This is a genomic window from Aphanizomenon sp. CS-733/32, from assembly GCF_028330045.1.
GTDB lineage: Bacteria > Cyanobacteriota > Cyanobacteriia > Cyanobacteriales > Nostocaceae > Dolichospermum > Dolichospermum gracile.
Genome location: NZ_JAQMSE010000213.1, coordinates 1 through 6,246, shown reverse-complemented (window position 1 = coordinate 6,246; position 6,246 = coordinate 1). Strand labels below are relative to the sequence as shown.

8 protein-coding genes are annotated in these 6,246 nt (G+C 36.7%); all 8 read right to left on the bottom strand.

Annotated elements, in window-relative coordinates:
* Window positions 1-738: 738 nt before the first annotated feature.
* Window positions 739-1,545: a Uma2 family endonuclease gene (locus PN471_RS17820; RefSeq protein ID WP_271777984.1), complete on the bottom strand. Its 807-nt coding sequence runs from the start codon at window positions 1,543-1,545 to the stop codon at window positions 739-741.
* A gap of 249 nt (window positions 1,546-1,794) precedes the next feature.
* The gene (locus PN471_RS17815; RefSeq protein WP_271777985.1) at window positions 1,795-1,884 is read right to left on the bottom strand and encodes a DUF4351 domain-containing protein; all 90 of its coding nucleotides are present in this window, start codon (window positions 1,882-1,884) and stop codon (window positions 1,795-1,797) included.
* The gene (locus PN471_RS17810) at window positions 1,872-2,003 is read right to left on the bottom strand and encodes a hypothetical protein (RefSeq protein WP_271777986.1); all 132 of its coding nucleotides are present in this window, start codon (window positions 2,001-2,003) and stop codon (window positions 1,872-1,874) included. The genes PN471_RS17815 and PN471_RS17810 overlap by 13 nt, the downstream gene beginning before the upstream one ends.
* Window positions 2,004-2,152: 149 nt before the next feature.
* Complete coding sequence (locus PN471_RS17805; protein ID WP_271777983.1) at window positions 2,153-2,383, bottom strand: type II toxin-antitoxin system HicA family toxin; 231 nt, start codon at window positions 2,381-2,383, stop codon at window positions 2,153-2,155.
* A gap of 7 nt (window positions 2,384-2,390) precedes the next feature.
* Window positions 2,391-2,663: a type II toxin-antitoxin system HicB family antitoxin gene (locus PN471_RS17800; protein ID WP_271777982.1), complete on the bottom strand. Its 273-nt coding sequence runs from the start codon at window positions 2,661-2,663 to the stop codon at window positions 2,391-2,393.
* 1,549 nt (window positions 2,664-4,212) lie between these two features.
* Window positions 4,213-4,824 carry a retropepsin-like aspartic protease gene (locus PN471_RS17795; protein WP_271777981.1) on the bottom strand — a complete coding sequence of 204 codons (612 nt, stop codon included), beginning with the start codon at window positions 4,822-4,824 and terminating at the stop codon, window positions 4,213-4,215.
* 137 nt (window positions 4,825-4,961) lie between these two features.
* Window positions 4,962-5,426: a DUF29 domain-containing protein gene (locus tag PN471_RS17790; protein ID WP_271777980.1), complete on the bottom strand. Its 465-nt coding sequence runs from the start codon at window positions 5,424-5,426 to the stop codon at window positions 4,962-4,964.
* A 42-nt stretch (window positions 5,427-5,468) separates the two neighbouring features.
* Complete coding sequence (locus tag PN471_RS17785; RefSeq protein WP_271777979.1) at window positions 5,469-6,245, bottom strand: Uma2 family endonuclease; 777 nt, start codon at window positions 6,243-6,245, stop codon at window positions 5,469-5,471.
* Between the last annotated feature and the right edge of the window lies 1 nt (window position 6,246).

Below are 6,246 nucleotides of genomic sequence, written 5' to 3'. Positions count from 1 at the left end.
GCTACTCTATCGGCGACTATAAATCGCTAATACATAAACCAGGTCTACTTACGTTGACTAAATAAAAATTAATAGTCTATATTCTTCAAAGTCCATAACGAAACGCTGCTGCAAGCAGTTCCCTCGACAATTTTCCCCGTAATTGCTTATTTTATCATAAACAACGACTAATTTGAGATTTCATCAATTAGCGATCGCTTTTAATATCAACGGTTTCATATCCCCGACTTCTTAGAGAATTCGGGGATATGATTTTCTTAATTCCAGATTTTGGTCAGATCTTTTCTGTACTTTTGCCTCTTGATCAATATCTTAATAGATATCCTCAAAAGGTTGCATGGAGGGACCAAGATCAGAAAGACCATCAAAGCCCAACTCACTGTTCAATACTATCTGGTTCTGTCACTCTCGCACAACAATAATCGAATCTATTTTTTGTAACTCTGATTTTATACAGGTTTGCGATCGCCGTTCTCTCATGGATGAATAATAGAATAACACAGATTTAATTAGTAGTTCGTTAAGTCCAGAGATTCCAATTCAAGTGTCATCTTTATTGTCAGTACATTTTGCTTAACTCCTCTGAATAATTAATACCTGCTAAAGAGTTTCACTTAACAAGCGATCGCCTTCAATATCTTTGGGATCCCCGACTTCTTTAAGAAGTCGGGGATTCTGATGTTCTTATTTTATTTATAGAGTGAAGGCTTTTTTTTGGCGATGTCTATTGATCAAGGCTTAGTCAAGAGAAATACCAAGCGATCGCATTTTTTGTTTTAATTCATACAACTCCCTATTAGCTTGTTCAGCCCTTTGGGATTCTTGTTCAGCCCTTTGGGATTCTTGTTTTGCCCTTTGGGATTCTTGTTTTGCCCTTTGGGATTCTTGTTTTGCCCTTTGGGATTCTTGTTTTGCTATTTGAATTGCTTGGTTGGCTTTGAGCATTTCATCTTTGGCGGCTTCCTGGGGAGTAGGGATGATAGCGCCTTCTAAGGAGAAGTAGCGCAATTGGCCATTGTGAATACCCAAGAAAAAGCCCAGGGCTTCACTCCATAGCCATCCTTGAGCGTTGGGCGTGATGGGGCGATATTTATTAAACTCTAGCCTAAATCCTGCAAATTCTAAGGTTTCGGGTGAAAAATAAAAGTATTCAGGGGTATGAAATCTCTCTGCGTATAAGTCCAGTTTGGTGGTGCGATCTACATTGGCGGTGGAGTCGGACAGTAATTCGATAATCAGGTCTGGATAACGTCCGTCTTCTTCCCAGACCACCCATGAGTTGCGTGGTTCTCTGGTGGTGTTTTTGACTAGGAAAAAATCTGGACCTCGAAAGTCACGATTTTTGAGTTGTTGGCGACTGAAGTAAATGGTCAGGTTTGCACCAATGAAAAAATCATCCCGCTCTTGCCATGCCCATTCGAGGCAGGTGACTAGCAATAACAGTTGCATATAGTGCAGGGAGCTTTCCATCTCTGGTTCATCACTTAAAAGTTTACTGGTATCGGGCATTTGCAACTCTAGTTCGCGGCCTGTAATTGCTGCCATGGATTTGTTCTCCTGATGCTTTGGATGATTATCTATGAGTTCAGCTACTCTATCGGCGACTATAAATCGCTAATACATAAACCAGGTCTACTTACGTTGACTAAATAAAAATTAATAGTCTATATTCTTCAAAGTCCATAACGAAACGCTGCTGCAAGCAGTTCCCTCGACAATTTTCCCTGTAATTGCTTATTTTATCATAAACAACGACTAATTTGAGATTTCATCAATTAGCGATCGCTTTTAATATCAACGGCGATGATCTTGTAACCAATTTTCCAGATCTGACATATTTTGAAAATCCAATAATGCCTCTCCTAATGATTCTAATTGAGAAATGGAGAGCGATTCCTACGGAATGCTACGTAAACGCACTTTTTGCTCTTGAGTTCCTGCTGTTGATGGCCAATAATATATTTTTTACCTAGATTTTCTACTCGAATAACCGTATCTGACATAGTATTAATTTGATATCTATATTTTAACTTCGCTGGGTAAGGATTTTCATAAAACCAAATTGGTCAAAATGATGATCAGTTGTTAAGCAAGGGTTAACTTCCATTGTTTGATAATAAACTATTGTTTAGCTTAATGATGGTAAAATCCGTTATTGACTATCCATAAATTCTTCAACCGTTAAGTTAATTTCTCTAATAATGGCTCTGATTGTACCCTTACGAATTGTTTTACCACGATGATGAGGAACGGGAATTACAATATTATCTAAATCTCTAACCCATAATTCGTGAGAACCTTTACCTTGTCTATAAAATCTAAAACCAAAAAATTTTAGACGATTTATTACTTCTAAATAAGTTAGTTCTCTTAATTTTGTCATCTGACAATTACAGTTTAATAGGAATAGTAAAAGCCCAGCCTGCATTAGCTGAAAGTTCAATTGAGTCTAAATTTAAGTTCTCATTTTGTTCTTGCTTATACTCCATAATCATTTTTAAAACATCAATACAGTTAAATATAGCCTCTTGGGGTGTATCTCCCTCTGCAAAAGCTCCTTGAATACCCGGTATCATTGCTAAGTAACCATCATCATTACTTTCAATAACCACAGAAATGATTTGAGGTGTATTTTTTACTGGTAATTGATCAATAGATTGCATTTTTGCCTCCAAGTTCTATAGTCCCAATATCGTAATATAAATTAGCAAAGGCTTGAATAAAACTTAATCTTTTATATCTTTTCTGTACTTTGGCCTCCTGATCAATATCTCAAAAGAGATCCTCAAAAGGTTGCATGGAGGGACCAAGATCAAAAAGACCATCAAAGCCCACTCACTATTCAATACTATCCCGGTTCTGTCACTCTCGCACAACAATAATCGAATCTATTTTTTGTAATTCTGATTTTATACAGGTTTGCGATCGCCGTTCTCTAATGGAGAAATAACAGAATAACACATAGTTAATTAGTGTCCGCTAGGTTCAGAGATTCTAATTCAAATGTCATCTTTATTATCAGTACATTTTGATTAACTCCTCTGAATAATTGATACCTGCAAAAGAGTTTCATTTAACAAGCGATCGCTTTCAAGATCAACATTTTCAGATCCCCGACTTCTGAGAGAAGTCGGGGATCTTATGTTCTTATTTTATTTATAGAGTGAAGGTTAAAGAATTTCCCCAAGGACTAATTTGAGATTTCATCAATTAGCGATCGCCTGTACTGTTTGATGTAGATGCTATAATCGCATTATATATTCAGTTGCGATGCCTACTGCGAGGGCAGCGATCGCCTGACCTGTTGGTATAGTTCTATATAGGGCTTGCTGAAAAAGTTGTCTGTGAGGGCTAGGAGTCAGGAGTCAGGAGTCAGGAGGAAGAATTAGAAGAAGATAAGAATAGTATTAAATCTGGTAAAGTGATAGGTTTTTGCTAATTTCAACCCTTACTCCTTGCACTTCTTTCACCTTCTTTACCTTCAAACTCTTGATATATCTCAGTTCTAGGTTTATTCAGCAGCCCCTATATATCTTCTTGCTGGTATTCTACAGTCTATTCTTTATAGGATGCTTGAAAAGTTTTTAATGTATAAATAAACCCCTCTCCAAACCTCTCCCCGACGCGGGGAGAGGCTTTGAAACCCCCATTCCAACTAACAAAAGTTTTTCCGCTTCCCTCCCCTTGTGGGGGAGGGTCAGGGAGGGGTAGGGAAGGGGGGTTAGGTTTCTAGAGATTATCGGGTTCATCTAATACTTTTCAAACAACCTCTTAAGAGTTTAAGAGCGATCGCTCGACAATTTTCAGCTATATAACAGAATTTAGTAACCACATTTTATGCCAATACCTGTTGATATAGTTCAATATACCGTTTTGCTTGCAGGTCTAAGGAATATTCTTTAAGGGCGATAGCGAAACGCTGCTGCAAGCAGTTCGCTCGCCAATTTTCGTTCATTTTTTCCCCTTAATTAACGTTCCTGCTTTTGATGGCCAATAATATATTTTTTACCGAGATTTTCAACACGAATAACTGTATCAGACATAAGTATTAATTAACTATCAATTTGAAAATTATTGATTTGACGGCCTATATATCTCAATATTAGGCTAAATTTAGCATTTAATTAATTATAGAAGTAGCCAGATTACCCACCCATAGTATATTACTAATTAGCTCACTTATAACACACTTATTTTATAAGTTACCAGTGGTTATCCCCTGTATTTGAATAGGATTTTCTCCTCAGCTTGTTTAAATTCAATATCAAATAAATCAAACACAACTTCCCTACCCAATAAAACTTCTTGGCAATCCTCATTTTGTAACCAGGCAACAGGAGCAGAAAAGGTACAATTATCAATCTGCATTTCAACTTGTCGGAGTACATATTGTACACTCCCCCCTACTCCTTCTCCATTACTCAGAACTTCTCCTTGAGAGAGGGCATATCCTAAGTCTGTGCCTAAATAAAATGTAATTAGGCTAATATCCGAACCAGAATCTACAAGCATTTCCAAGATTTTAGAATTTTGAAAAGTTAGACAGACTTCGTATTTTGGCTGCCAATCATGTTTTTTGACTGTTCTAAAACGCACTGGGAAAAACTTCACTGGCTCAACAAATTCGTTCTCGTAGATCCGCTCAGTGATGTAGTCAGAAGATTTTAGGTTCTGAAGGTCAATTTGCTGTGTCATGATTCTATAATCTTGGTGATGAGCTATTACACCATCCTTAGTGTAAATAATCCATTCTCCACGATATTGTTTCAGTTTTCGGTAATTTGCTTGACGCCATTCTTTGGCACTATTGTATTTTTCGTTCATATTTAGCTGAGTTTATAAACATCATAATAACTATTATGATGGAAACCATTCAGGATTGAGAATTTCTCTTAAAGAATAAGGACAAGTTTCAGGGAAAGATAATGGTGGATTTATCTGGTACATGATTGATTAACTCACTACATAGCTTTTTCAAAATCATCTGTAGTGTTACACAAGAATTCAGGATTTAATATTTCTTGTATATCATAAGGACAAATCCCTGAAAACGTACTTAATGCTAAACCTGTTTCTGCCGATGCTTCTCTTCTCGCATTTCGATAAGCTTTGGGTAAAATATCAGGAATATATTGTTTTAAACTTGGTTTTTGATTGAGTAAATCTTGTAAATCATCTCTTTGGTTAGCAATGGTGGTAAACCAACTAATAGAACGTTTAGAAGATTGGTATTGCCATTTTAGTAAATGAGTTAATAAAATTATTAACCGATTTTTTAACTCATTTTTTTCACCCATGCCCATACTATCTAACTCTTCTGCCAAATTTTCCCAATCCAAAGCTATGATATCTCGACTAGCTAAGGCTAATTTTTGTTGAGTTAACCAATCCATGAAATCTGTTTCGTAGAGAGGTGATTTAGACATAAAATTAGTAATAATGACTTTCAGACTGGACAATTTTTAACCCTATTGATCATTAGGTAAGCTGATACCTTGTTCCAATAACAATTGTCGTAATTTAGCTACTTCTAATTCAGCAGAATCTGCCCGTTGCTTTTCTCGTTCTTCTGGAGTAGGCAACCAATTATTATCTTGATCATACCAACGTAACCACTGTCTGGTTAATCCTTGATATTCTCCCTCCCATAATCCTAAACCCAATTCAGCTTCTTCTAGCCATACCCCTAATCCATTAATAGAGAGCGGTTGATAACGGTTCGTTACCAAACCAAAACAGTGAAACTCATTAGTATAACGGTTATAGACAAAATAATAGGGGATTCTCAGAATTTGCTCATATACTGTCCATTTATTGGGAGGTTGATTAACTTCCCGTAAATTTCTATTTCTCCCTAAGTCTTCGTTTTCTGTTCCTGGAGATATTAATTCTACTACTACAAAGGGATATGTTCCTTCATACCAAGTAACATAGCTTAATCTTAGTTCTGTTTGTTCATAAAAACGAGATACTCCTAATACTGCAAACCAATCTGGTCTCTTATACCATTGTGTATGCTTGCTGTCGTAGTATAAATTTAAGTCACTGCCTGTAAATACACTATCTTCTGCATAAGAAGGAGGACGAAAGGTACTACGCAGTAATTCTGGTTGTAAAAGGTGAAATTCGTCTGGCAACCCTGGCTCCTCTGGATCTTCGCTAGGTAAATCATACATCGTTGGCAGTGTTTGTTGAGGAGGTAATGGCTCATAGCTAGGTTTGCTATACACATCACTTTGATACATT